This window comes from Saprospiraceae bacterium (genome assembly GCA_016716185.1).
Classification (GTDB): domain Bacteria; phylum Bacteroidota; class Bacteroidia; order Chitinophagales; family Saprospiraceae; genus Vicinibacter.
Window position 1 is genome coordinate 2,703,843 of sequence record JADJWV010000002.1, and the last position, 23,718, is coordinate 2,727,560.

Consider the following 23,718-nt stretch of genomic DNA (forward strand, 5'->3'; position numbering starts at 1 on the left):
CAAAGATAGGGAGAAGAGCCGAGCTGTAACTCCAGGTTCCGGTTTTCCAAATTATATTAAATAAAGTTTTAATATGTAATTAAATTTGCATGGTCTTAATTGTATGCCATGAGTAAAATAAAGGTAGGGATCCTGTTTGGGGGAAAATCTGCAGAACACGAAATTTCCATACAGTCTGCAAAAAATATCATCGAGGCTTTAGATGTAAACAAATATGAAACGGTGTTGATTCATATCGATAAACAAGGCTACTGGAAACATCTTCCCGAACCCGGCCAACTGGCTTTAGTTGAAACCGGGGAAAGCCTGGTGGTCGAAGGTGGTGAAACCCGGGTTGCACTCACACCCCAAAGTTCAGGTGCTTTAATTCCTTTGGAAAATATGCCACTAAATCAAACCATTGACGTGGTTTTCCCCATTTTACATGGACCTTTTGGAGAAGATGGTACGGTCCAGGGTCTTTTAAAGCTGGCGGATATCCCCTTTGTAGGACCCGGGGTGCTGGGCTCAGCGGTGGGTATGGATAAAGATATTATGAAACGGCTGCTTTTGCAGTCGGGTTTGCCCGTGGGACCGTTTCTGGTCTGTAAAAAATCAGATCCCAGGCCGGATTTTACCATGGTTTCCAATACTCTGGGATTGCCACTTTTTGTAAAACCGGCAAATCTCGGCTCTTCTGTAGGGATTTCTAAGGTAGAATCGGAATCGGAATTTGAAAAGGCCATACAACTGGCTTTTTCTTTTGACCGGAAAATAGTTATCGAAGCCAACATCAAAGGTCGTGAAATTGAATGCGGAGTTCTTGGGAATGACCATCCTGTGGCCTCCATTCCGGGCGAGATCATCCCAACCCATAATTTTTATTCATACGAAGCCAAGTACCTGGATAAAAAGGGTGCAGAGATCGAAATCCCGGCTAGAATTACCCCGGAGCAAACACAAGCAATACGGGACATGGCTGTAAAAGTTTTTGAAGTATTGGCATGTGAAGGCTTAAGCAGGGTGGATTTCTTTCTGACAGACGAAGGCAAGATCTTCGTGAATGAGATCAATACAATGCCGGGATTTACGGCAATCAGCATGTATCCAAAAATGTGGGAATACACAGGAATCAGTTATTCCGGGCTCATCGACCGGCTGATCCAGCTTGCCTTAGAACGGTACAAGGAGGAAAATGGGCTCCGGACCGGCTTTTAAGAAAGCAAGCGGAAAACCTTATCTAAATTGTAGTCAATCAATAACTTGCGGTGAAATCTTGTTTAAATCCAAAATTCCTGCCGCTTTACGCCTGACTAGCAGCATTTAATACGTATAAAAATTTTTGATAAAAAGTTTTGCTCTGGATTAGATAATTGTTAAAATTGCGGAGTATTAAACCTATTTTAAACTTGCAAAACTTGCACATTATGAAAAAACAACTTTTCCTTTCTTTTCTTTTTATTTTAGCATTTAGTGCGGCTTCTTTTGCCCAGAGCAAACTCTTTGCCGGACTTGATCTCGGTTTTAGAAGTAAAGATGGACATTCACATCTTGCACTCAGTCCAAGATTAGGCTATTGGTTAAGCGACAATGGAGCATTGGTTGGTGGCATCAATTTCCAAAGCAATAAGGCTGGTGATGGTGCTGAAACAGTTTCAGTTTTCGGTATCGGAGCAGAGTATCGCATTTGCTGGAAAAGTGACAATTTTTACTATTATTTAGCTCCAGGTGCAGCTTTTTCCAGTAAAATTGTAACTGATGCTGGTGTATTTGACGGGTCTCAAATAGAGGTCCGCCTTACTCCTGGTGTATCCTACATGTTAGCTGACAAATGGTCAATTAGTGCTGCATTGGGCTTTTTGAATTTTACATCCATTAGTCCTGATCAGGGTGATTCAGATTCAGAATTTACCATCAACACCAACATGAGTGATATCAGCTTTGGTCTCTGGTATCATTTCTAGGATTTATTTAATCCAAAAAGAATTAAACCTCCGGATGTTTGATCCGGAGGTTTTTTTTTGCCTTTCCCCGAATCGTTTATTATAAGATACGGACATCCGGAGGTACATTTAATCCTGTTTATTTTGCCAACTTTGAATTTCATTCTTAATATCACATAAATTGGACTTGATGTTTCTCAGAATACAGTTAAACTTAATTTCACCAAAAATGTCAAAGCCTTATTATTTAAATTTTATGAGAAGCTTAAGCCTTGGAATTTGTCTATGTTTATACAATTGGGGGCATTCACAGAATCTTTACTTTCCACCCTTGACGGGCAATGTCTGGGAAACTACGACCCCCGAAAACCTTAAATGGTGTAGCTCTGAAATTCAAACCCTGTACGATTACCTCGATGCTGAAGAAAGTAAAGCATTAATCGTCTTAAAGGATGGCAAAATTGTCATCGAAAAATATTTTGACCAATTTACCAGAGATTCTTTGTGGTACTGGGCTTCTGCAGGCAAGACGCTGACAGCATTTCTCGTTGGGATGGCTGAACAGGAAGGATTGCTTCAACTGACAGACCCGACTTCCAAATATCTGGGATCGGGCTGGACAGGTTGTACGCCAACGCAGGAAAATTCCATCACCGTCTGGCATCAGCTGACTATGACCAGTGGATTAGACGATGGAGTTCCCGACAACCATTGCACGCAGCCTTCATGCCTGGTTTACAAGGCCGATCCCGGCAAACGATGGGCCTACCATAACGCTCCTTATACATTATTGAGGAATGTATTGGAAACTGCCTCGGGAATGAACGAAAACAGCTATATCCAATCCAGGTTAAAATCTCGGACAGGGATCAAAGGCATTTGGATTAATTCGGGATACGACAATGTGTATCTCAGTGATGCCCGGAGTATGGCCAGGTTTGGTTTACTGATTTTAAACCAGGGTATTTGGGGCATTGACACTTTGTTGAAAAACAACGATTATTTCAATTCCATGACCCAAAGCTCACAGAGTTTAAATCCGGCGTACGGCTACCTCTGGTGGCTCAACGGGCAGAAATCTTTTAAATTACCTGGCTTGCAATTGGATTTCCCTGGTTTTCTGGTGCCCGATGCCCCGAAGGATATGTTTGCCGGCATTGGAAAAAACGGCCAGATCTTGTGTGTGGTTCCTGGTGAAAAACTGGTGGTCTTAAGAATGGGAGAATCCAATGGCAATGATGAAGTTCCAATTCTGTTGATCCGCGAAATGTGGAAATATTTAAACAAAATCCGGTGCAATTTGCCGGTCTCTTCACATGAAGAAATCGATACAAAGACCAGATTATTTGTTTCTCCAAACCCTGTAAACGACCAATTTCATATAGCGGGGTTGGAGTCCTATACGGAAATTGGAATTTACGATTTTCTCGGTAGATGCGTAGATAAATATATTTATAATAATAACAATATATTAATAAATGATTTTAAACCTGGTATATATTATATTAAAATAGCAAGTAATAATATTAGCATTCCTTTTGTCAAAATATAGCCTCGGTTTAAACGTTTGTTAAGGAATTTCAGATTCCTAGCCTCTATAAATCAATTTTTTATATCTTTGCAGTCCGTTTTTCAAAAGCCGGCTATGGATTCTTTGAGGGTATATGCGGTTCCGCTAAAAAGTTTGCGAAACGGCATCCACCAATTCAGTTGGTCTTTGGATAGTTCATTTTTTGAACATTTCGAAGGCAGTCCTATCCGGAAAGGTTATTTTACCATAGACATGCTCCTGGACAAGCAGGATGATTTATCTTCTCTGCAGCTCGATATCAACGGAAGCTACAAGTCGGTTTGCGACCGCTGTCTGGCGAATATCGAAATCCCGGTGCAACAGCATTATCAGCTTTATGTAAAGACCTCTCTTGAAAAAGTATCGGACCCAAGTTTGATTTGTCTGACTCCCGGTGAAGTGGATTTGAAACTTGCAGATATTTTTTACGATTATGTCTGCCTTTCATTGCCCATTACTCAGACCATAGACTGTGCGCAAATGGAAAATCCTCCTTGCGACCAGGATGTGCTGAGCCGGATCAAATCAGAAGATGATTTGCATACAGATGGATCGATATGGGATGCATTAAAAAAATTAAAAGAGAATTAAATTGTAAGCTATGCCAAATCCTAAATGGAGGCACTCCAAACAACGCAAAAGAAAGAGGAGAACGCATTATAAAGCGGAGACTCCCCAGTTGGCCACTTGTAAGACGACAGGTGTGACACATATCATGCACCACGCCTTTTGGCACGAAGGCAGTATGTACTACAAAGGAAATGTGGTCATCAGGGGTGCTGCTGCAGAAGCTACGGCTGAACAAGCCTGATCAAATTTTAAACTTATCTGAAAAGCTCCCATAGTTTGTATGAGGAGCTTTTTGTATTTAAAATCCACGTGTTTATGAAAAAAGTCATATTTACCAATGAAGCCCCAAAACCGATAGGACCCTACAGTCAGGCCATTCTTTCCAATGGAATCCTGTATGTTTCAGGTCAGATTGCAATCGATCCAAAATCCGGTGAACTTTGCAACAGTACGATTCAAGAAGAAACACACCGCGTTTTGGACAATCTTGGTGCTATTTTGAAAGCAGCATCTATGGATTACACCCATGTGCTTAAATGCTCTGTATTTGTAAAAGACATCAATCAATTCAATATCATCAATGCAATTTACAACACCTATTTCCAGGGTACTGAGCCACCGGCAAGAGAGCTGGTTCAGGTGGCTGAATTGCCAAGGTTTGTAAATATTGAGATCAGTTGTATTGCTGCGGAATGAAGCTGAAAGCTGAAAGCTGAAAGGGAACTATTTGTTCGCAAGAACTAAAAAGCAACTTGTTGCTTTTTATATAATTATACACAATAAAAAAGCACCCCAGAGGGGTGCCCTTACATTATGGAGAGGAAAGTAATATTAAGTGGAATACAACCCACAGGAAAGTTACATTTTGGCCGTTATTTTGGTGCCATTCGAAACTGGGTAGAATTGCAACAGGAATACGATTGCATTTACAGTATTGTAGACTATCATGCGATGACCATGCCTTACAATCCTGTAAAACTGAAAGAAAATGTATGGGATCTGGCCATCAATTTGTTGGCTTGCGGCGTTCAACCAGAAAACCTGTTTATCCAATCTCTGGTTCCGGAACATGCAGAATTGTGTTGGATCCTTTCTTGTATGTGTAGTTATGGTGAACTGAGCCGCATGACCCAGTTCAAAGACAAGACCCAACAATTGAAAGAAAAAGATAAAGATTTGTTTGTTTCCGCCGGATTGTATATCTACCCGGTGTTGCAAGCTGCAGACATTCTGATTTATAAAGCGGATTATGTTCCGGTTGGAAAAGACCAGGAGCAACATCTCGAACTCACCAGAAATATTGCCGAGCGATTCAACTATGTAACCGGAAAAAATTATTTCAAACTCCCGGAACCACTTTTCACTGAAATACCCAAGGTGATGTCCACGGCAGATCCTCAAAGAAAAATGAGTGCAAGTGCGGGTGAAAAACATTTTATCGATGTTTTTGGAGAGCCTGCCCAAATACGCAAACAAATCAGGTCGGCTGTTACGGATACCGGAACACAGGACACAACAAACCAAATACAAAACTCAGTTTCAAACATGAGTGCAGGAATTGAGAATTTATTTATGTTGTTGAAAGCATCTGATCCCATGGCATATCAGACACTCGTTAAAGAATATGAATCAGGAGAATTGCAATACAGTTTATTAAAAGATACTGTTGCCGATTCATTGATCAATCTGGTTGCGCCATTTCAGGAAGAAAAAAAGAAATTACTGGCTAATAAAAAAGAGATCAAAGATCTGATTAAAAAATCATCAGCCGAAATCCGTAAAAGAGCAGCACAAACGGTTTCTGAAGTAAAAGCATTGACCGGAATCGGATAACAAAAAGTTTCCTTGAGATTAATTTATAAAAGCACATTATAAAATATAAACGATGACCCTATTCTGCGTTGGAAGAAACTATACGGAACATGCGAAAGAATTAAGCAATCAGGTTCCAACGGAGCCGGTCATTTTTTTAAAACCGCCAACTGCCATCTTACCGGAGGATCGTGCCTTGTATTATCCCGATTTTACCAAAGATCTCCACCACGAAATTGAATTGATCTTTAAAATTCAGAAAAAAGGAAAATCCATTCCGGAACATCTCGTTTGGGATTACATCAGCCATGTAAGCGTAGGGATCGATTTTACAGCCCGGGATTTGCAACAAAAATGCAAAGAAAAATCACTGCCCTGGGAAATCAGTAAAGCATTTGACTATTCAGCTGTAATTGGAAAATGGATACCCCTTGAAGAATTGAAGAAAGATCAATTAAACTTCGAATTAAAAATCAACAACCAAACGGTACAAAAGGGTAACAACAGCGAAATGGTATTTAGTGTACCTTTTCTGATCAATTATCTTACCCGCTTTTTCAAAATCAACAAGGGCGATATCTTATTCACTGGTACCCCTGCAGGAGTTGGCCCTGTAAAAATCGGAGATCATCTGGAAGGATTTTTAAATGGAGAACTCATGTTTGAGCTGGACATTAAGTAATCTGGAAATTTCTTTAATGACAATGGATGCATCCAAATATGAGTTTTGAATGTAAATCCACCCCCGTTTTATAAAGTCAGATTGAGAAGCATATTAAATCCATTCAATTCTTGTAAGAACTGGCATATACTTCAGCAAATTCTTCGAGTATCATCGCTGTGGCTCCCCAGATTACCAACTCTCCCCAAGAAAATGCAGGAACATGGCGTTGAATTCCATCGGTAGTTCGTATGGCTAAGTGAGACCTGAGGTTCCTGTTGTTCAAGGCGCTCACCGGGAATTCGTGAACTTCCTCCACTTCTTCCAGTTGAATTTTATAATAAGGCGTAGTAGCACACGTTGCTATAAATGGAAATACATAATGATTGCTTACAGGGATATACAATGGACTGAGCTTGCCTAATAGTTCGATAGCATTTGCGGATACTCCTATTTCTTCCGAGCATTCTCTGATCGCTGTCTGCTCCAAAGAAGGATCCGATTTATCTTTTCTTCCACCCGGCAAACTGACCTGACCTCTGTGCTGATCTTTTTCTTTATTGTGTACACGCGTGATCAAAGGAAAAAAGACTTCACCGGATTTTTCATACAATAAGATGAGTACTGCAGCCAGGTGTGCGTCTTCAGGTATTTGAATTTCCAATCTGCCATGATAAGGTGCCATTCTCTTCTGAGCATTTACGCCCGGCAATTGCAATTCGAGTGCTTTTATGAGTTTATTTTTCCAATCCACCATGATTCAGTGACTCCAGATAATCCATCATTAAAAAAAGGAAAAAATCAGATGAGAAGAATTACTTATTTACTTTCTTCAAATATTCTTCGATAGCCATATGCATGGATGGAGTTTCCACAGTCGGTGCCTGAATATCGAGAATCAGACCTGCATCAGTAACTGCCTTTGCAACTGCAGCGCCAAAAGCTGCAATTCGGATAGATCCCTGATCGAAATCGGGATCGTTATCAAAAATAGATTTGACTTCCTGAGGACTGAACAAGACCAACATATCGTAATTGCAATCTTTTAAGTCTTTCAGATCGGAGCTCACCCGCCGGTACATGGGTGATTCCAAAAACTTTACTTTAAGCGATTTTAAAAAACTCGCCACATCAGAATTTCCGGATTCAGAAGAGGGAATTAAAAATGGGCCCGATTCTTTGTGCTTGGTAAAGTAATTGGCCAACTCAGTCACCGATTTAACTCCATTAAAAACTTTTCTTTTTCTGAAGATGATAAATTTCTGCAAGTAATTGGCTATAGCCTCTGTTGCGCAGAAATACTTGTTCATTTCATTGATTTTAAACCGCATTTCTTCAGCCAGTCTAAAATAATTCTCGATAGCATTTTTACTGGTAAAAACGATGCAAGGAAATTCATCGTGCCGGATTCGCTGCCGTCTGAATTCTTTTTCAGTATAACCTTCAATGGTGATCAGCGGCCTCCAATCCAATTGGATTTTGAATTTAGCCTCAAGATCAAAATATGGCGATCGCTCGGGCTTGGGTTGCGAGATGAGGACGTTTTTTACGCGCTTCAATCTGTTCTCTTTACTGGCTGCAATGGTTGTCGTTTTTGTCGGCATATCCTTCAGCTTTCAAAACACTCCTTGTCTTGTCAAATAACTATATAAAACAAAAACAGGTGCGATTTCGAAGGTGCAAAGATACAATAAAAAGTGAAATATATGCTCACGCCAGAGATTTATTGAAAATATAATCTCTCTCAATTGCCTGTAAATCAGTATTATAAATATTAGAATTGCAACCAGAAACATCAATTTTTCGCCAATGGCAGGGCTTACAAAAGTGATGATAAAATTAGAAGGAATGAGTACGATTGCTAAAATACAATTAAATACGACCAAACTGAAAAGGTAACGATCGGTGTCTTTAGAAATACCATAGACATAGCCTAATATTTTAATAGCCAGGTGTTTGAGACAATAAATTGCAAGTACAAATCCTGTAATATACAGGATATAAACAGGCGCCTTGAGACCTTCAAAATGAATGATCACCAGGTACAAAAACAGACTCAATCCAATGAAATAAAGACCGTATAATAGGTAAAAAACCAAACTAACGTCCTCTCTGGATTCCCGGTACAACAGACTTAGAAAATTGACATTGACCAGACTCCTGTATAATTTGACCGTAACGGAGCGGTTGATGTTAAGGGCAATGGCAAGTAGAAAACTAAGGAACAGCAATCCCCAGAATAACAGAGATTTGATCTCTATATCTTTAATCTTGTATATGTTTTTTTCTTTAATCCAGCTTATCCATGGATTAGCTTGCCGGATTCCAATGGAATCCATATTTAAAACCGGAGTTCTGAGTTCAAACGGATTAGGATAGCCGGAATTGATGCTGTCAGATTGAGGTTCAGCAGATATTTCCCGGTGCTCGGATGCGGATTTTTTAAGATTGAAAGGATTTCGGGGACTTTGTGCTTTGAGTACACAAGTAATGCCGATGAAAATTAAAAAGCATGCTATAAAACTCCTTGTAATTACGGACATATAAACTTAAACCCAATGCCATGTATATTATCAATCTTGATTTCCTGGTCTTCATTTAAGTACTTACGCAAACGGGAAATAAATACATCGAGACTTCTTCCCATAAAATAGTCATCCTCACCCCAGAGTGTTTCTAGTATGAGTGAACGCTTGATCACTTTGTTCTTATTTTTTAAAAGGTAACTCAACAACTCGCTTTCTCTCTGGGTAAGAATTCTGGGTTGGTCGTTCAATACAAGTTGGTATTCCATGGGCATATAGAGATACTTGCCAACCTGGATTTCCTTTTCTTCAGTTGGAGCCTCAAAAACCCTGCTTCTTCTGAGAAATATTTCAATTTTAAGGATCAGTTCCTCGATGCTGAAAGGTTTGGTCAGGTAATCATCTCCTCCTAATTTCAGTCCATGGATTCTATCGTCTTTCATGGATTTGGCAGTCAGGAAAATGATGGGGATCTGGTGATCTTTTTTACGGATATTTTCAGCAATCGTAAATCCATCCATTTCGGGAAGCATCACGTCGAGGATGACCAGGTCGAATTTCTCTTCTTTAAACTTATCAAAAGCAGCGGCTCCGCTGGCACAATGGACGACCTCATAACCCTGCAACTCAAGGTGGTCTTTAGTGATAAATGACAGCGTTTCATCGTCTTCGGCATATAAAAGTCTGGCCCGTTTCATTTATGCGAATTTTTGACCAAGATACGAACAATTGTTCCTTTCTTGTATTCACTTTGGATCCCCAGCTCAAAACCGTGGGCATCGCAGATTCTTTTCACGTAATACAGGCCAATTCCAAAACCCTTGACATTGTGCACGTCCCCGGTGGAAACTCTGTAAAACTTCTGAAACAAATAGGGTAAATCTTCTTTTTTGATACCAATTCCTTTGTCTTCTATTTCTATGACACAAGCATCGATCAGGTCAAAGGTCCGGATATATATTTCCGGCGATTCCTTGGAGTATTTTATAGCATTGTCCAAAAGGTTGCTCAACACATTTGTCATATGGAATTTATCGGCTTTAACTCTAATTTTAACCGCATTAAATTCCGATTCCATGATGCCCCCGGCATCCCTGATGCGGAGCTGTAAATTACTCAAAATTTGTTGCAGGATCTCATGGAGATCGATTTCTTCCATCTTGAGGCTGAAGCTCGATGATTCCATCTTGGCCAGTTGTAAGACTTTTTCAACCTGATCGTTTAAGCGCTGATTCTGATCTTTAATGATTTTAGTATATTGAGTCAATCGCTTGTCATCTTCGATAAGAGGGTGATTCAACAATACTTCTGATGCAATTTTTATAGATGAAATAGGGGTTTTAAATTCGTGGGTCATGTTATTTACAAAATCCTTCATAAGATCAGAATAACGTTTCTGCCTAAGTATGATATAAATAGCCGAAATCAGAATCAGACAAGCTGCCAGAATAAGTCCGGAAAAAAACAACATGTTTCCTAGACTTTGATAGAGGTAGGACTCTTTTTCCGGAAATTTTACAACAAAATAGTTGGTGTCATCTGTTTTTTTCTTTGCCTTCTTTTTCTTGGTGGAAGTAACTTTTTTTTGTTTGGGTACGCTGCAACATTCGCTGTAAATTAGTTCATTGGTATTGCAATCATAAACCCCGTATTCGAATGGCGTGTTGAGATGTTGCTTTTCAAACTCGGTTTCCAATAAAACTGCCAGTACAGCCTGATCGATAGGTGTGTTGACTTTTACTTCGTATGTATTGCTGGCATCCTGAACGATCAACCCTTTTTCTGAAATTTTTGCCTTGTTGTACTTGGCGATACCAAGCGCAGTATTTCGCAAAGCCGTACTGACATCTCTGTGAAATTCGCGATCTTCCTTGTTTAAGGTCTGAAGCATAAAATAGGCCTGCATTCCCAGAATTCCAAGAATTACGAGAACACTAAAGATAATAATGACTACTATTTTACCGCTTGACAAGCAACTAATTTTAAATCCAATGTATAACCCACCGGGACAAATATTGTTTAACCATAGGTTTGTTCCAGAAGTTCCTCCCACCTGAATTCCAGGATTGAAATTCTTTCCTGGATTTCAGACAAACGCTTGTTGATTCCAGTGAATTCAGCCTCATTCAATGCTGGTCCATTAAATTTTTCAAGCAAAAGATCTCTTTCCACATGAATTTTATCGAGCTCTTTTTCAATTTGATCCATCTCCCTTTTTTCTTTTTGGCCCGGTCTTTTGGGCTTGACAGGTTGTTGTGGAATCTCTTCCTGCCCAATGGATTTTTCCTGGGTCTTGTTATCCGATTTTATCCTGAAATCGGAGTAGTTGCCCGGAAAATCATTTACGTGTCCGTCAGCGGATAAAACAAACAAATGGTTTACTATTTTATCCATGAAATAACGGTCGTGAGAGACCACCAGGACACAACCCGGAAAATCGATGAGGTATTGCTCAAGAACATTGAGTGTAATGATATCCAGATCATTGGTGGGTTCATCCAGTATTAAAAAATTAGGATTGGACATCAGAATGGTAAGTAAATACAATCTTCTTTTTTCTCCTCCACTCAATTGCGAAACAAAAACCTGCTGTTGGCTTCGAGGAAAGAGAAAACGTTCCAATAAATTTTCCGCAGAAAGTTTATGGCCTTTTTTCAGCGGGATATAATCTGCAATACTTCTGACCACCTCGATGACCCGTTTGTCCTCGCGCAATTGCAAACCATCTTGTTCGTAATTACCGAATACAACAGTTTCCCCGACAATAATTTTTCCCTGATCGGGTTTGATTTTAGCAGTCATCAAATTTATAAGTGTGGTTTTCCCGGAGCCATTGGGACCGACAATTCCAATGCGGTCATTGGGTTTGAATTTATAGCTCAGATCTTTTACAATCGGTTTCTCTCCGAAAGTTTTGTGAATGTGATGAAGCTCCAGTACTTTGCTGCCCAGCCTTGGCATTTCCAAAGGTATTTCTTCCATTTCCATTGGTCTGGGACCCTGAATGGAATCTTTCAGTTCAAAATATTTATCAACTCTTGCTTTATTTTTAGTTGTTCTTGCCTTGGGCATTCGCCTTACCCAATCCAATTCCTTGCGTAGAAGTTTTTCGGTTTTTTCGCGTGATACAGATTCGTTTAACAAGCGTTGGGTTTTCTTTTCCAGATAGTCTTCATAATCGCCCTGATATTTAAACAAACGACCGTTATCCAGTTCATAAATAATGTTGCAAATATTATTCAGAAAATAACGATCGTGCGTGACCATAAAAAGTGTGATGGAGGACTGGCTCAAATAGCGTTCCAGCCATTCGATCATTTCGAGGTCAAGATGATTGGTGGGTTCATCCAGTATTAAAAATTCGGGATCACCACATAAAATTCGAACCAATGCCAATCTCTTTTTTTGACCGCCACTCAGTTTAGAAACCGGAAACGAAAGTGAAGGCAGATTGAATTTTCCCAGCAATTCCCTCATTTTGGTGTCGATTTCCCAGATTTCGGAACGGTCCAAGGAAGCCAACATGGATTCATAGGAGTCCTCGGGATGTCTGAGATGCGCTGAGTGGAGATCTCTGAGTCCAGTCATCCATTCAAATGGCTCGTGAAGCAAGGCATCCAGCAAAGAGGCATCTTTTTCAAAATTGGGATCCTGGCTTAAATATGCCAAACGAACATCTTTGTTCCGGTACAGAGAAACCTGATCGCCTTCCAGGGCTTCCTCTCCAGTAAGCATTCTCAACAAAGAGGACTTGCCGGATCCATTGCGGGCCACCAATGCTGCTTTATCACCTCTGTTGATCATAAGATCCAGATCGGCGAATAACAGTTTTTCCCCATAGGATTTACTTGCCCGTTCAATCGAAAGATAATTCATTGGGGCAAAGCTAAAAGAGCCCGAACAAATCCTTCACAGAAATTCAAAAAGATCTTTAAGGGCACCTCTAAAAATCCCTGATACTTCGTTGTACAAATTTTTTAAACTCCTCTCCCGTGAAGCGGGATACCGCAGTAAACTCTGAGTTTAAAAAATTCACTCGACTCGCCTGAGAGGTTTTTTAGAAGTCCCCTTAAGTTAATTAAATGCTGTTCAGGGCAATCAGGGCAGGAAAATCTTACCGGTCCCAAGCGTTGTTCCGGATTTCGTATCGAAGACAAAGTAGAAGTACATACCTGGCAGCAACAGACGTTTATTTACCTTATTTCCTTTACTTAACACATTACCTTCTGTATTGAATAACATGACCTGCTGATCTTCAGTCAGGTTTTCAAAACTTAGTATGTCGCCCAGGTCTGAAACTTTCAAATTCATTTTCTCAACTTCGTCGCGTGCGAATGTAGTGGCTATTTTCTCATAACAGCCGATATCAAATTTCCCCGCTTGTGGTCTTTTGGTGTGTATAATGTCTTCAACGACCAGACCGGCTACTTCTGAACTTCCTGCATCGATAGCCGGAGAATTATCGCTTAAATTATAATCACCGCCTGTGACGTTTTTAAAAACCGATGCATTATCGTTAATCACAATGGAGTTTAAGTCATTCCCCATGGCTTTCCAAATGGCGAAATTGATGTAACTCGAACCTTGATTTACGGTCATTTTATCGTTCAGCAAATTGTAATCTCCAAAGTAATTGGTGCAACTGCTTTCAATATCCAAACAACCTTTTGCCGAGAAACTAAGAAGGATGTTGTTTTTAACAAAAAGACTATCGCTTTCAATAGCGAGAATACACCATTGAGAAGCCGATGGAACAATCACCGTGTTGTTGTACACTTTAACATCGTTGCATCCTGTTGCGGCATCTCCAAGAAAAAATGTGATGCCATTTCCACCACCACCAGATCCGTTGTTATAAATAAGATTGTTATATACCTCAGAATAATAAATTCCCTGAAGGTTTAATCCGATCCTGTTCCCATAGCATATGTTGTTGTAGATTTTTACATCGGTAGAAATACCCGGGCTTCCGCTACTCAAATCAGGATTGAGCTGGATGCCTGCTGCTCTGGCGTTTTCAAAGCATTGATTGTACCTGATGACTACCCGGTCACTGTTATTAGAAACATAGATCCCATGTTCGCCATACGAACGCTTGCAAATATTAAATTCGGCCAGGAAGTCATCCGTATATCCTGTAAAAATTCCCCTGTAACAACTGTCGACTTCACAATGACTGATGGTGATGTGATTGGCGAGCACCGCACGAATGCCATCTTCACCCGAACCATTTGGATCAGCAATGCGCTGTACTTTAAACCCAATTACTTGGATGTAATGCGAACCTTCTATGTTTAATCCATCATAACCTCTGCCGCAAGATTGATTAATGACTACTTGATTTTCTTGAGCATAATAGACAATTTCATGACCCTCGCTTCCACTATTTTTATAAAAATGGTCAAATCCTTTGTAAAATCCATTGTAAACAAAAACTGTATCGCCTGCTGCCACTTTGTTGGTCGCAGTTTGTATGGTCTTGAACGCAGTAGTGAAACTCAAACCATTGTTTGCATCATTTCCGTTGGGTTGTACGTGATAATTTACAGCAAGTAATTCAAACACGTTAAAAATGAAAACAAATGAAAAAAGAATTAAAAATTTCATAATCGGATTGGTAGCTGTCATAGAATATTAGAATTGAGCTTTCAACGTTAACCTCACGGGGGTTTTCCTAAAGAGACCCTGAGAACTTGGCCCGATGCCTGCAAGTTAAGATTTTTTATGGATTTTTTGCCCTGAGCCAAAGAAATGTCAGGACTTTCTCACCCAAATACCATGGCCATTTTTATGTCAAAAAACTGTATACACCAGACTATGAAGATAAACTGGTTGAATGTGCAAACTATATCTTTACACCAATTTCCTCCATGCAATGAACCCGGAGAACAGACAACTGGCAGCCATTTTATTTTCGGACATTTCCGGCTTTACCGCCATCATGGAGACTAATGAAGAGAGGGCTATGCTCTTTCTTGCACAAAGCAGGGAACTCCACCAGGTAGCCATGCAAAAATTTGATGGAAAATTGATCAAAGAAATCGGCGACGGAATGCTTTGCAGTTTTGATACCATCTCGCAAGCGGTCGATGCTGCGTTATTTCTTCATCGGGAAACGAATCGACATTACGAATTTGAATTGGGTATCGGGATCCACTCCGGAGAAATTATTTTCAGGGAAAATGATATTTTTGGAGATGCCGTCAATCTGGCTTCCCGAATCCAATCGCTCAGCAAACCGCGTTCTATTTTAATATCTGATAAAATCTATCAGGAAATTAAAAATAAAAATCAATACCAGATTGCAGAACTTGGTAGGTTTCATTTTAAAAATGTGCAGGAACCCAACACCATTTATGCTTTGGCAAATGAAGGCATTTATCTCCCGCACAAAAAAGAAATAAACGGAAAACTAAAATCGAAGGGTTTGTCCAATCCGGCATATTTTAAATTTGCACTGGTGTTTAGTTTGTGTGTGTGTGTGTTGGCTTTTTTTTTCCGGAATGATAAGAGCGATCAGAAATCAGCCTCAAACCCTGTTATTTTTGTTTCTCCGGTTGAAAACAAGTCATCAGATCAAAGTTTGGATGATCTGGGTTTTATGGCCAGAGACTGGATCAATCAGGGATTTATTGAAACCGGTAAAATTTCTGTAATTAAAGAAGAAAATTACTTAAGCAATCAGAACATATCACTAATTCAAATCCCCAAATCTGCAAATACGCATATCAAAGGAACCCTGTATAAAAATGAACAGGAAGAATTGTTGATCGCATTTGAGATTATCAATCTGGAAACCGGGCAAATTGAATACGGCATCAAATCCCAACCTTTTGCAAAAATAAATTTCAATAATCATCTGGAGGAATTGATCCAAAAATTGTTGGGATATTTTCTTTCCACAGCATCTTACAGGACCAATGGAATTAAAGCCCCCAAATTTAATGCCTACGAGTCCTTTATAAAAGCCAGACAAACCCCGGCCATTGAAAGTTATCGAAAATTGCAATATCTTCTGGATGCAATTGAATTGGATTCAAATTTTGTTGATCCTTATTTTTCAATACTTGAATTGGCAAGTACCTGGGGTTACCGAAGCACGAATGATTCCATTGTGGCGCTGCTGGAAAAAAGATCAGCTATCCTTAATGGCCATCAGTTTCTTCAATTTGAAGCGCATAAAGCCAGACTCCGCGGAGATCTTGAGCGAAGTTCCGATATTCAATGGAAACTTTACACACAATACAAATTGGAATCCGGTGCAACGAAAGCGATGTATTACGATGTATCTGCCAATAAGCCATCTGCAGCTATCCGTAAGTTTCATCAATTCAAGCCGGTTCGAACCATTGAAATTCGCGAAAACTCAAGAGACCAGGCATTTCTAGGCGAAATTTACGAAGCTTATTGTGCATTGGAACAATACGATTCAGTCGTATACCGGATACAGAATGATAAAATACCCGTGTTGCACTTTACAATTGCTTTGGCGCATATTGAAGCTATGATCCATTTAAAAAAATGGGATACTTTGGACCGATTGCTGAAGCATTATACCGATTACATTCCTGCCGATCAGCAATTATATACCAAACCGGCACTTTATTGGAAAGCAGTATGCGAAATTTATCTTCAAGATGATCCTACTCGTTTGGCTCCTTATATAGAAAAATTAAATACGACCAATGAGGAAAACCCAAACAACATGTTTTATCATTATTACAAAGGGATGGTTTATTACCTGACCGGTGATTTCAAAAATGCAGCCATTCAACAAGTGATGCATTTTGAGAAAACTCCTCAATTCAGATTTTTCATTGCATTCCCTGCTGTATGTTTTATAAAATTAAGACAATACGACCAGGCGAGAGCCTGGATGGAAAAAATAAAAGATATCGGATCCGGGTACCCAGGTCAACTTGAATATGCTCATGCGGTATATCATTGTCATTTAAACGATTTTGAAAAGGCAATGAAACATCTCAGAAATGCCCTGTCTCAAGGTTATGAATTTGATTTCTACAGTTATAAAAAAGATATATTGCTCAAAGAAATTGGGGAATATGAACCCTTCCAAAATTTTACAAAGCCCAGATAATTTTAGCGCTATGATTCAAGATGTCGTTTTATTCTCAAAAACATTTTTTACAAAATTGGTTAAGATTAATTAGACATGCAGGTTTTTACACAAAAAGAAGAAATCAAATCCTTTACCGCTGATCAAAGAAAAAGGAACCACAGCATCGCTTTCGTTCCAACCATGGGTGCTCTGCATTCAGGTCATATATCCCTGATTCAAATTGCAAAGGCAAATGCAGATATTGGTATATGCAGCATCTTTGTCAACCCCACTCAATTTAATAACCCTCAGGATCTTCAAAATTATCCGCGGATGGTGGATAGAGATATAAAAATGCTGGAAGAGCGAGGTTGCGATGCTGTTTTCGTACCTGCTGTGGAAGTGGTTTATCCGCCAGGACTGGACACCGGAATTGAGCTTGACCTGGGCACCCTGGACAAGGTTATGGAAGGTAAGTTCAGACCGGGACATTTCAAAGGCATGTTACAGGTGGTGAAACGGCTGCTCGATCTTGTCGAACCCGATTTGCTGATCATGGGTCAGAAAGATTTTCAGCAATACACCCTGGTCAGGCACATGATCAACCAGTTAAATTTGCCGGTACGACTTATCATTGGGGCAACCTTGCGCGAAGCAGATGGCCTTGCCATGAGCTCCAGGAATCTAAGGCTGAGTCCTGAAATGAGAAAAAATGCCATTGCCATCTATAAAAATCTCACATACCTCAAGGAGAATTTATATAAAACCAAGCTGGATTTATTGATATCCCATGCTTTCATGGATCTTGAGAAATCAGGGCTACAGACTGAATACCTGGAGATTGTCGATGACCAAAGTCTGGAATCTGTTATGGATCCAAAGAAGCACGAGAATCTGGTTGCCTGTATAGCGGCATGGGCGGGTAATGTCAGGTTAATCGACAATTTGTGTATAAAAGGAAGCTGTGATTGAACTATTTGGGTCTAAACCGACTTATAAGGGGTAAATTCTTTTTTTAAGCTAATTTTGCGGCATGTTCCTCCAGTTTTTTAAGTCAAAAATTCACCGGGCGAAGGTTACCGAAGCCAATTTAAATTATGTGGGAAGCATCACCATTGATGAGAATTTGATGCAGGCAGCCAATTTATTTGAAGGGGAAAAAGTCCAGGTAGTCAACAACAACAATGGCGAACGTTTTGAAACTTACGTGATCAAAGGTGAAGCCGGAACGGGAATGATCTGTTTAAATGGAGCTGCAGCCCGAAAAGCGGAGGTCGGAGACATCATCATTGTGATCTCATATGCTTTTATGACTCCCGAAGAAGCAAAAACCTTTCATCCTGTTTCCGTGCACGTGGACGAAAACAACCGCATAAAGTAGTACCCGTTTGCCTGTTCAACTTAAAAATGTCCTCAAGCTGCTGCTTTTTTTAAGCATTGGTTTATCGATTATGTATTTTTTGTATTCAAAAAATCAAGCAGCCTACCTTGAGCATTGCCAACAAGAAGGCATATCCCAGGAAGATTGCAGCCTGATGGATAAACTTGGCGAAGACTTCAAACAGCTTAATTATTTCTGGATCTCCCTGATTTTTGTGGGATTCGCAATGACCAATTACTCCCGCGCAAAGAGATGGCAGATCCTTTTGGAAACCATGGGCTATCAAGCCCGGTTTTCAAGTGCCTACAGTTCTATTTTTATAGCCTATTTAGCCAATTTGGGATTCCCGAGAATTGGAGAATTTGTAAGAGCTGCTGTATTTTCCAAACAAGAAAATCTGCCGGTTGACCGGGTTTTTGGGTCTGTAATTTTGGACCGAATTGCCGATATGGTCACCTTCGTTTTAATTGTCGCTCTGGCCATTACCCTGGATTGGACGACATTTCATATCTTTTTTACAAAATTTGCGAAAATACCTGGCGTGCATGTGAATGGTTTGTTGTTGGGTGTTCTTATTATTCTTATGGTGCTTATTTGGCTCTTAAGGGAAAGTTTTTTGAAGTTAAAACTCATTCAGAAGATGGTTGGAATTTTGGATGGGATCTGGGAAGGTGTGAAATCCATCCGCAATTTGCAAAAAAGGAATGCTTTCATATTTCATACCTTAATGATCTGGGTTTGGTTTTTCCTGATGTTTGTATTCGCCTGTAAATCATATCAACCTACCTCCGGTTTGAACTCCATTCAGATGCTGGTTGTTTATGTGTTTGGTAGTTTTGGTGTGTTTATTCCTTCGCCTGGTGGAATGGGAACATTCCATTATTTAGTTATTATTTCTTTGGGAATGTATGGAATTCATCAGGCTGATGCTTTTTCATTTGCCAACATTGCCTTTACCTGGGGACAGTTTTTGGCACTGGTTGTGTTTGGAACCGGAAGCCTGATTTGGGTCAATTGGAAATCAAAAATTAACTCCTCTGATCATGAGCGCATTCAAAAAATCGAGCAGTAAGTATCGGGAATTAGCGGACCTGCTAAAAGTAAGGAATCAGTGGAAATCAGAGGGATTGGTATGCGTCTTCACCAATGGATGTTTTGATATTTTGCACGAAGGCCATGTGCGGTATCTGGAGGAGGCTCGGATGCTGGGAGACAAGCTCATAATTGGGCTTAACAGCGACAAAAGTGTGCGGAAACTGAAAGGTCCTACCCGACCGATCAATCTGCAGGACAGCAGGGCCCTTGTTCTGGCCGCCCTTCAAGCTGTAGATGCGGTGGTTGTCTTTGATACTGAAACCCCGGAGGATATAATCAAACTGCTCAATCCGGATGTTTTAGTGAAGGGTGGAGATTGGAAAGTCGATCAAATCATTGGGGCAGATCACGTCCTTAAAAACGGAGGAAAAGTATACTCCCTGAGCTTTCACAAGGGCTTTTCGACAAGCCTGATTGTAGAAAAAGTAAAAGCAGACTAATGACCAAAATCAGTGAACTGGCCGGATTTTTAGAAGAAATTGCACCCTTGCATTTGCAGGAATCCTACGACAACTCAGGTATAATATGTGGAGACCTTACATGGGATATTCGAGGGGTTTTATGTGCCCTGGATGCCACTGAAGATATAGTTAAAGAAGCACACCAAAGAGGCTGCAATGTGGTTGTAAGCCACCATCCGATTATTTTCAAAGGCATCAAAAAAATCCAGTATCGCCATTATGTGGATAAGGCTATTATTTATGCCATTAAAAATGACATCGCCTTGTATGCCATCCACACCAATCTGGACAATGTACTTGCCAATGGAGTGAATCAAAAGATCGCTTCAAAACTCCAACTGAATGAATTGAAAATTCTGGCTCCATCTGGACCGGATGGACAGACCGGAACGGGCATATGTGGTGAGTTAAGCACGGCGATGGATGCCGGGTTATTTCTTGATTACCTTAAGGAAAAGCTCCAGACGGCCTGTGTCAGGCATACCCGGATTTTATCCAAACCCATAAAAAAAGTAGCAATCACCGGAGGTTCCGGAGCATCGTGGATCGGATCGGCCATTGCTGCCGGTGCAGATGCTTATATCACAGCAGATGTGAAATACCATGAATTTTTTGAAGCTAATGGCCAGATCCTGATTTGCGATGTCGGACATTTTGAAAGTGAGCAATTTACGATTGAATTGCTGGCTGGGCTGATTTCGGAAAAATTTCGTAATTTTGCAGCCCATTGCGCTAATTTAAATACAAATCCAATTCAATATTTCTAATATGTCTAAGACCACACCACAGACAGACCTGCCTATAGCTCTGAAACTCAAGCAATTATATGAATTGCAGCAGATTGATTCCGAAGTGGATAAGCTTCATATCATCAAAGGTGAATTACCCGTAGCGGTTAGCGATCTGGAAGACGAACTTGCCGGATTGAATACAAGAATTCAAAAATTGGATGGTTCAATTTCAGACCTGGACCAGGAGATTGCCAATCACAAGGTAAATGTCAAGAATTCCGAAGAACTTATTAAGAAATACGAAAAGCAACTCAACTCGGTCAAGAACAACAGGGAATACGATGCTTTAAACAAGGAGATCAATCTTCAGAGGCTCGAAATCCAGCTTTCCGAGAAAAAAGCCAAAGAAATTGCCGAACAAGTCAAATTGAAAAAGGCCAGTCTGGAAACGGTCAACGAACGCCTGGAGCATAAGCAAAAAGAGTTGGAAGAAAAGAAAGAAGAACTAAGCAAAATCATCGAAAAAACTGAAAAAGAGGAGCTGACGCTCAGTAAGAAATCTGAAAAAGGACGTAAAACTATAGAAACCAGGCTACTCAATGCCTATGATAAAATCCGCCATCGCTATCGCAATGGGCTGGCGGTTGTGACTATTAAAAGGAATGCCTGTGGTGGCTGTTTCAATCAGATCCCTCCTCAGGTTCAACTCGAAATCGGACTTCGGAAAAAGATCATCGCATGCGAACATTGTGGCCGCGTACTGGTCGATGATCAGATTGTAGAAGTAGAAAGTTGAACATTGAATTGAGCCATGATTCGAACCCGAAATTTATGGCTGTTGTGCATTCCCTTCTTCCTGTTTACACAGTCGGTTTTTTCATTACCAAGAGACACTTTTATCTTTGATTCAGGTGTTCGCGAGATCTATAACAGTATTTTAAACCTGGATCTGGATGCTGCAGGAAATCAATTAAGTGAGATCAGAAAAAAGACCGGGAAACGTCTAAACAAAGCATATCTATTGCTTGAAAATGAGCTCGATTTTTACAACATTTTTCTTTTAGATAAAAAAGCCATATTCGAAAAGAGTAAATCCAACCGCGATATCCGGATCAAGGAGTTGGATAAAAGCAAACTCAGCGATCGCTGGAAAAGTTTTATCAAATCAGAAATCGATTTACAATGGGCACTCATTCATCTCAAGCAACAAAACATGTTGAAAGGCATACAATTGTTGTACGGCGCCAAGAAACTGCTGGACGAAAAAATAGAAGAATATCCTGATTTTTATCAATACAAAAAATCCTGGGGCATACTTCAGGCCTTGTTGGGAACCATTCCACCTGAATATCAGTGGGCCAGCCGTCTGGCCGGATTGGATGGAAATATTAAACAAGGGAGAGAAGCACTTCAACTATTTGTTCTTAAAAGTGAAAAACAAGGCGGTTTTTTAATAGAAGAGGCCTATGCTGCCTACTGTTTTATTCTTTGTTATCTCGAACACAAACCCAAAGAGGCGTTTCAATACTGGATTGGTAAATCCATGCATCCGAACCCCGGGCCTCTCCAGGTGTGGGTTCAGGCCAAAGTAGCACTCAGAGCAGGTTTAAACGAAGCCGCCAGAATGGCCCTTCGATCTGCTCCGGAGAGCCATTTTGAAAAACTTCCGCATTTGTATTATTTGAGAGGTCTGGCTGAATTGCAAGCCCTTCAAAATCAGTCGGACAAGTACTTTGAAAAATTCATAAAATCCAATCAGGGACACAATTACATTAAAGAGGCCTGGCAAAAAAGAGCCTGGAATGCTTTACTGAAAGGACAACCAACTCTTTACAAACTGCATATTTCACAATGCCTGACCCAGGGAGCTAACCAACTCGACGAAGACCAACAGGCCTACCAGGATGCAAAATCAGGTGTATTGCCCGATACGCTGTTGTTGAAAGCCAGATTGCTCTGTGATGGGGCGTATACGGAAAAGGCCAGAAACTTGTTGGAAGCAGGTAAGGCGGATTTTAATTCCAATCCCCTTCACTTATTGGAATATCATTACAGAATGGCCAGGATCTATCATATCGAAAAAAACTACAACAAAGCTTTGGAATTTTACCAACAGGTCATGGCTTCAGGTCAGCATCAAAATTACTGGCACTGCAATGCTGCCCTGCAAAGCGGACTCATATTGGAAGAACTCAGAAAGGATGAAGAGGCTGCACGGTATTTTGAAACCGTATTGAAGTTAAAACCAGATCGGTATAGGAATTCCATGCAACAAAAAGCCAAAGCCGGCTTGTCAAGATTGGCAACAAAATAATTGGTGAGTTGGCTGTAGAATTATATTTTTGCAGCCCGAAAGGAAAACAAGTTCTTTGTGGCGTGGTAGCTCAGCTGGTCAGAGCGTGCGATTCATAATCGCAAGGTCGAGAGTTCAAGCCTCTCCCACGCTACTTCTTTTCCACAAATTTACTGAATCATTTATAGGGATATTTCAATAAAAAGTACTTTCATTTTGCTTTCCAGATATTCCGATTAGTAATGTCAATCTTGTTATTTGCTTACGGTACTTTGAAACGAGAATCCTCAATTTTATCGGATCTTCGCATTGCTTATAGAAAGATAGGCCCCGCCAGGATAAAAGGAATACCTCAAAGTGGTACGGAATATCCAGCCATCGTAAAACCCAATGCAAATCAGGGCGAATGGATTCCCGGAGAACTGATCGAATTGTTGAAAGGAGAAAAAGACCTGGCTAAACTCGATGAGTACGAAGAATACGATCCTTTGAATCCCAATCTATCTTTGTATCAAAGAGAACTCGCATTGGTATATCCGACGTCAAAAGATCAACCTGCATCAGCTTATGTATATTGGTTCAATCAGCATGCCAAAAAAGCTGAATTTGAATAAAATCAATTTGAAATTTACAAGTGG

General features: G+C 40.3%; 24 protein-coding genes and 1 tRNA gene. 18 read left to right on the forward strand and 7 right to left on the reverse strand.

Annotated elements, in window-relative coordinates:
- Positions 1 to 108: 108 nt before the first annotated feature.
- From ddlA to IPM34_12330, 8 genes are all read left to right on the forward strand, one after another.
- Positions 109 to 1,197 carry a D-alanine--D-alanine ligase gene (gene ddlA, locus IPM34_12295; GenBank protein MBK8956317.1) on the forward strand — a complete coding sequence of 363 codons (1,089 nt, stop codon included), beginning with the start codon at positions 109 to 111 and terminating at the stop codon, positions 1,195 to 1,197.
- Positions 1,198 to 1,406: 209 nt separating this feature from the next.
- Positions 1,407 to 1,943 (forward strand): outer membrane beta-barrel protein, encoded by a 537-nt coding sequence (locus IPM34_12300; GenBank protein ID MBK8956318.1) that lies wholly within the window; start codon positions 1,407 to 1,409, stop codon positions 1,941 to 1,943.
- 235 nt (positions 1,944 to 2,178) lie between these two features.
- Positions 2,179 to 3,474, forward strand: a complete 1,296-nt coding sequence (locus IPM34_12305; GenBank protein ID MBK8956319.1) for a serine hydrolase — start codon at positions 2,179 to 2,181, stop codon at positions 3,472 to 3,474.
- Positions 3,475 to 3,540: 66 nt separating this feature from the next.
- Positions 3,541 to 4,083 (forward strand): DUF177 domain-containing protein, encoded by a 543-nt coding sequence (locus tag IPM34_12310; GenBank protein ID MBK8956320.1) that lies wholly within the window; start codon positions 3,541 to 3,543, stop codon positions 4,081 to 4,083.
- A gap of 10 nt (positions 4,084 to 4,093) precedes the next feature.
- Positions 4,094 to 4,303, forward strand: a complete 210-nt coding sequence (gene rpmF, locus IPM34_12315; GenBank protein ID MBK8956321.1) for a 50S ribosomal protein L32 — start codon at positions 4,094 to 4,096, stop codon at positions 4,301 to 4,303.
- 74 nt (positions 4,304 to 4,377) lie between these two features.
- Positions 4,378 to 4,758, forward strand: a complete 381-nt coding sequence (locus tag IPM34_12320; protein ID MBK8956322.1) for a RidA family protein — start codon at positions 4,378 to 4,380, stop codon at positions 4,756 to 4,758.
- Between the two features lie 117 nt (positions 4,759 to 4,875).
- Positions 4,876 to 5,895 (forward strand): tryptophan--tRNA ligase, encoded by a 1,020-nt coding sequence (gene trpS, locus IPM34_12325; protein ID MBK8956323.1) that lies wholly within the window; start codon positions 4,876 to 4,878, stop codon positions 5,893 to 5,895.
- Positions 5,896 to 5,947: 52 nt separating this feature from the next.
- On the forward strand, positions 5,948 to 6,556 hold the full coding sequence (locus IPM34_12330; GenBank protein MBK8956324.1) for a fumarylacetoacetate hydrolase family protein: 609 nt from the start codon (positions 5,948 to 5,950) through the stop codon (positions 6,554 to 6,556).
- Between the two features lie 103 nt (positions 6,557 to 6,659).
- Here the strand turns inward: IPM34_12330 and IPM34_12335 are convergent, their stop codons facing one another.
- The 7 genes from IPM34_12335 to IPM34_12365 all read right to left on the reverse strand — a co-directional run bounded on the left by IPM34_12335 (position 6,660) and on the right by IPM34_12365 (position 14,688).
- Positions 6,660 to 7,292, reverse strand: a complete 633-nt coding sequence (locus tag IPM34_12335; GenBank protein ID MBK8956325.1) for a CoA pyrophosphatase — start codon at positions 7,290 to 7,292, stop codon at positions 6,660 to 6,662.
- Between the two features lie 58 nt (positions 7,293 to 7,350).
- Positions 7,351 to 8,118: a uroporphyrinogen-III synthase gene (locus tag IPM34_12340; GenBank protein ID MBK8956326.1), complete on the reverse strand. Its 768-nt coding sequence runs from the start codon at positions 8,116 to 8,118 to the stop codon at positions 7,351 to 7,353.
- 33 nt (positions 8,119 to 8,151) lie between these two features.
- A complete protein-coding gene (locus IPM34_12345) occupies positions 8,152 to 9,078 on the reverse strand; it encodes a DUF4271 domain-containing protein (GenBank protein MBK8956327.1) in 927 nt (308 codons plus the stop codon).
- Entirely contained in the window at positions 9,069 to 9,758 is a 690-nt protein-coding gene (locus tag IPM34_12350) for a response regulator transcription factor (protein MBK8956328.1), read from the reverse strand. The genes IPM34_12345 and IPM34_12350 overlap by 10 nt, the downstream gene beginning before the upstream one ends.
- Entirely contained in the window at positions 9,755 to 11,032 is a 1,278-nt protein-coding gene (locus IPM34_12355) for a HAMP domain-containing histidine kinase (protein ID MBK8956329.1), read from the reverse strand. The genes IPM34_12350 and IPM34_12355 overlap by 4 nt, the downstream gene beginning before the upstream one ends.
- Positions 11,033 to 11,079: 47 nt before the next feature.
- Positions 11,080 to 12,936 carry an ABC-F family ATP-binding cassette domain-containing protein gene (locus IPM34_12360; protein ID MBK8956330.1) on the reverse strand — a complete coding sequence of 619 codons (1,857 nt, stop codon included), beginning with the start codon at positions 12,934 to 12,936 and terminating at the stop codon, positions 11,080 to 11,082.
- A gap of 222 nt (positions 12,937 to 13,158) precedes the next feature.
- The gene (locus IPM34_12365; protein ID MBK8956331.1) at positions 13,159 to 14,688 is read right to left on the reverse strand and encodes a hypothetical protein; all 1,530 of its coding nucleotides are present in this window, start codon (positions 14,686 to 14,688) and stop codon (positions 13,159 to 13,161) included.
- Positions 14,689 to 14,896: 208 nt separating this feature from the next.
- Between IPM34_12365 and IPM34_12370 the strand changes: the two genes are divergently transcribed.
- From IPM34_12370 to IPM34_12415, 10 genes are all read left to right on the forward strand, one after another.
- Positions 14,897 to 17,158: a hypothetical protein gene (locus tag IPM34_12370; GenBank protein MBK8956332.1), complete on the forward strand. Its 2,262-nt coding sequence runs from the start codon at positions 14,897 to 14,899 to the stop codon at positions 17,156 to 17,158.
- Between the two features lie 75 nt (positions 17,159 to 17,233).
- On the forward strand, positions 17,234 to 18,091 hold the full coding sequence (locus IPM34_12375) for a pantoate--beta-alanine ligase (protein ID MBK8956333.1): 858 nt from the start codon (positions 17,234 to 17,236) through the stop codon (positions 18,089 to 18,091).
- Positions 18,092 to 18,152: 61 nt separating this feature from the next.
- Complete coding sequence (locus IPM34_12380; GenBank protein MBK8956334.1) at positions 18,153 to 18,500, forward strand: aspartate 1-decarboxylase; 348 nt, start codon at positions 18,153 to 18,155, stop codon at positions 18,498 to 18,500.
- A 79-nt stretch (positions 18,501 to 18,579) separates the two neighbouring features.
- A complete protein-coding gene (locus IPM34_12385; protein ID MBK8956335.1) occupies positions 18,580 to 19,572 on the forward strand; it encodes a flippase-like domain-containing protein in 993 nt (330 codons plus the stop codon).
- The gene (gene rfaE2 / locus IPM34_12390) at positions 19,544 to 20,035 is read left to right on the forward strand and encodes a D-glycero-beta-D-manno-heptose 1-phosphate adenylyltransferase (protein ID MBK8956336.1); all 492 of its coding nucleotides are present in this window, start codon (positions 19,544 to 19,546) and stop codon (positions 20,033 to 20,035) included. Before IPM34_12385 ends, rfaE2 begins: the two co-directional genes overlap by 29 nt.
- Entirely contained in the window at positions 20,035 to 20,823 is a 789-nt protein-coding gene (locus tag IPM34_12395) for a Nif3-like dinuclear metal center hexameric protein (GenBank protein MBK8956337.1), read from the forward strand. The genes rfaE2 and IPM34_12395 overlap by 1 nt, the downstream gene beginning before the upstream one ends.
- A gap of 1 nt (position 20,824) precedes the next feature.
- Positions 20,825 to 21,583, forward strand: a complete 759-nt coding sequence (locus IPM34_12400) for a hypothetical protein (GenBank protein MBK8956338.1) — start codon at positions 20,825 to 20,827, stop codon at positions 21,581 to 21,583.
- Between the two features lie 15 nt (positions 21,584 to 21,598).
- Positions 21,599 to 23,101: a hypothetical protein gene (locus tag IPM34_12405; GenBank protein ID MBK8956339.1), complete on the forward strand. Its 1,503-nt coding sequence runs from the start codon at positions 21,599 to 21,601 to the stop codon at positions 23,099 to 23,101.
- 59 nt (positions 23,102 to 23,160) lie between these two features.
- Positions 23,161 to 23,234, forward strand: a tRNA-Met gene (locus tag IPM34_12410).
- An 88-nt stretch (positions 23,235 to 23,322) separates the two neighbouring features.
- The gene (locus IPM34_12415; GenBank protein ID MBK8956340.1) at positions 23,323 to 23,694 is read left to right on the forward strand and encodes a gamma-glutamylcyclotransferase; all 372 of its coding nucleotides are present in this window, start codon (positions 23,323 to 23,325) and stop codon (positions 23,692 to 23,694) included.
- Positions 23,695 to 23,718 lie beyond the last annotated feature (24 nt).